Here is a 2,648-nt window from a genome sequence, read left to right on the forward strand (position 1 = left end):
TATAAATCCTGGTCTGCTCATTTTCATTTTTGGGCATTTCACAATATGCCCGCACCAAACAAAAGCCGTCTGAAAATAGGAGATTTTCAGACGGCTTTTGTTTTGGCATCAAGGATACAATACGGTTTTAAATCAACACAATATCGTATTGCTCCTGCGTGTAGGCCGTTTCCACAGCCAGAGAAATCGGTTTGCCGATAAAGGCAATCAGCATGGCCAGCGACTGCGATTCTTCGTCGAGAAACAGGTCGATGACATTGGGCGCGGCCAGGATGCGGAATGATTGCGCGTCGTAGCGGCGGGCTTCGCGCACGATTTCGCGCTGGATTTCGTAGCACACCGTTTGCGGGGTTTTCAGACGGCCTCTGCCCTGGCAGGAAGGGCAGGGTTCGCATAATACCTGGCTGAGGTTTTCGCGCGAGCGTTTGCGGGTTAACTCTACCAAGCCGAGGCTGGTGAAGCCGTTGAGCGTGACGCGGGTGCGGTCGAAGCTCAAGGCTTTGGCCAACTCCTGCAACACGGCCTCGCGATGGGTTTCCTGCGCCATGTCGATGAAGTCGATGATGATGATGCCGCCCAGATTACGCAGGCGCAGCTCGCGGGCGATGGTGTGGCAGGCTTCGAGATTGGTGCGGAAAATCGTTTCGTCGAAATTGCGCGCGCCGACAAAGCCGCCGGTGTTGACATCGATGGTGGTCATCGCTTCGGTGGATTCGATAATCAGGTAGCTGCCGAAATTGAGATTGACGCGCGGCTGCAGGGCGCGGGCGATTTCCTGCTCGATATTGTGGGTTTCAAACAGCGGGCGGTCGCCTTTGAACAATTCGATTTTGTCGGCCGCGCCTTGCACGTATTGCTCGGCAAAAGTCTGCATACGGCGGCAGTTTTCGGTGGAATCGACCAGAATTTTTTGGGTGTCGCTGCTGAACATATCGCGCAAAACGCGCAGCGCCAGCGGCAAATCCTGATAGAGCAGCGTTTCCGGCGGGCGGGTTTTGGCCTGCAGCTGGATGTTGTCCCACACTTTGGTCAGATAGCTGATATCGGCCTGCAGCTGCTCGTCGGTGGCCGTTTCCGCGTTGGTGCGGATAATATAGCCTTGGCAGGCCGACTCGGGCAGCAGGTTGCTGAGGCGGTCGCGCAGGTTTTGACGCTCGGTTTCGTCTTCGATGCGCTGCGAAATGCCGATGTGTTCGTCTTGCGGCAGATGCACGAGAAAGCGCCCGGCCAGCGAAATCTGCGTCGAAAGACGCGCGCCTTTGGTATTGATAGGGTCTTTGATGACCTGTACCAAAATCGTCTGCCCCTCAAACAGCATATGCTCGATGCGCTGCGTTTCATCGGGATTGCGGCGCTGCTCCAATACATCGACAATGTGCAGAAACGCCGCGCGCTCCAGCCCGATGTCGATAAACGCGCTCTGCATCCCCGGCAGCACGCGCCGCACCACGCCCAGATAAATATTGCCCACCAGGCTGTGGCCGCTATTGCGCTCGATGTGCAGCTCGCAGATATTGTTTTCCTCCAATACCGCCACGCGCGTTTCCTGCGGCGTGATGTTGACCAGCACCGTTTCAGGCGGGCGCAGCGTATCTTTGGGAATCGGGATTCCGGCTAACATAATGGCTTCCAATCAATACAAAAAACTTTTGCCATCAACTCTTTCGCAAAGCCGATGGCAAAAGCATCTCTGCCGCGCCGCCATCAGACATGATACTGGAAAACCGCCCGTTTTACCATGTCGGCGCGCGCCGCAGGCCGTCTGAAAATCCCGCGCGCAAGGCATCTTCCCCTTGTAAAATCATGCGTCTGCCCATATAGTATGGAAATTGCACCAGAAAGAAAGCCTATGCAACCCGTAACCATGTACACCGGCGCGTTCTGCCCTTACTGCACCATGGCCAAAAAGCTGTTGGCCGCAGTAGGCGTGACCGAAATCACCGAAATCCGCGTCGATCAAAATCCCGCCGATTTTGCCCAAATGCAGCAGCTCAGCGGCCAGCGCAGCATCCCGCAGATTTTCATCGGCGAGACCCACGTCGGCGGCTTTACCGACCTCTACGCCCTGCAGCAAAAAGGCGAATTGGCCGAGCTGCTCAAGGCCTAAGCCGCCTGCCGCTTTGCAGGCGTACGATTTCATCTAACCCGATAAACGATAGGACAAAAAATGTCAGAAGAATTGCAACCCGTATTCAGCATCGAGCGACTGTACGTCAAAGATTTGTCTTTGGAAGTCCCCCACGCGCCGCAGATTTTCCTCGAAAGCGGCGAGCCTGAAGTCGAAATGCGCGTATCGACCAAAAACGAAAAACTGGAAGACGGCATCTACGGCGTGGACGTCACCATCACCGTGACTGCCAAGCTGAACGAAGAGCGCACCATGTTTCTGAACGAAGTAACCCAAAGCGGCATCTTCCGCCTGGAAAACATCCCGCAGGAAGACGCAGAAGCCCTGCTCGGCGTTGCCTGCCCGAACATCCTGTTCCCCTATGCCCGCGAAGCCATCTCTTCTACCGTTACCCGCGCCGGCTTCCCGCCCGTGCTGCTCGCTCCGATTAACTTCGAGGCTATGTACCAGCAACAGCAGGAAGGTAATGCTTAAGCGTTTGCTTTCAAGCCGCTTGCGGTTTGTTTGAAAAAAGTAAAAG

At 55.4% G+C, this 2,648-nt stretch carries 3 protein-coding genes; 2 read left to right on the plus strand and 1 reads right to left on the minus strand.

Going from position 1 to position 2,648, the window contains the following annotated elements:
* Positions 1 to 127 precede the first annotated feature (127 nt).
* Positions 128 to 1,621: a ribonuclease G gene (gene rng / locus BDE01S_RS09890; protein ID WP_066081005.1), complete on the minus strand. Its 1,494-nt coding sequence runs from the start codon at positions 1,619 to 1,621 to the stop codon at positions 128 to 130.
* Between the two features lie 228 nt (positions 1,622 to 1,849).
* On the opposite strand from rng, the gene grxC reads away from it, so the two are divergent.
* Positions 1,850 to 2,107 (plus strand): glutaredoxin 3, encoded by a 258-nt coding sequence (grxC, locus tag BDE01S_RS09895; RefSeq protein ID WP_066081000.1) that lies wholly within the window; start codon positions 1,850 to 1,852, stop codon positions 2,105 to 2,107.
* Positions 2,108 to 2,167: 60 nt separating this feature from the next.
* Complete coding sequence (secB, locus tag BDE01S_RS09900) at positions 2,168 to 2,602, plus strand: protein-export chaperone SecB (RefSeq protein ID WP_066081003.1); 435 nt, start codon at positions 2,168 to 2,170, stop codon at positions 2,600 to 2,602.
* The last annotated feature ends 46 nt before the right edge of the window (positions 2,603 to 2,648 follow it).

The organism is Bergeriella denitrificans NBRC 102155, assembly GCF_001592185.1.
Classification (GTDB): Bacteria; Pseudomonadota; Gammaproteobacteria; order Burkholderiales; family Neisseriaceae; genus Neisseria; species Neisseria denitrificans.

Coding starts and splice junctions, on each gene's coding strand:
- rng (WP_066081005.1), bottom strand. CDS start 1,621: ATGTTAGCCGGAATCCCGATTCCCAAAGATACGCTGCGCCCGCCTGAA.
- grxC (WP_066081000.1), top strand. CDS start 1,850: ATGCAACCCGTAACCATGTACACCGGCGCGTTCTGCCCTTACTGCACC.
- secB (WP_066081003.1), top strand. CDS start 2,168: ATGTCAGAAGAATTGCAACCCGTATTCAGCATCGAGCGACTGTACGTC.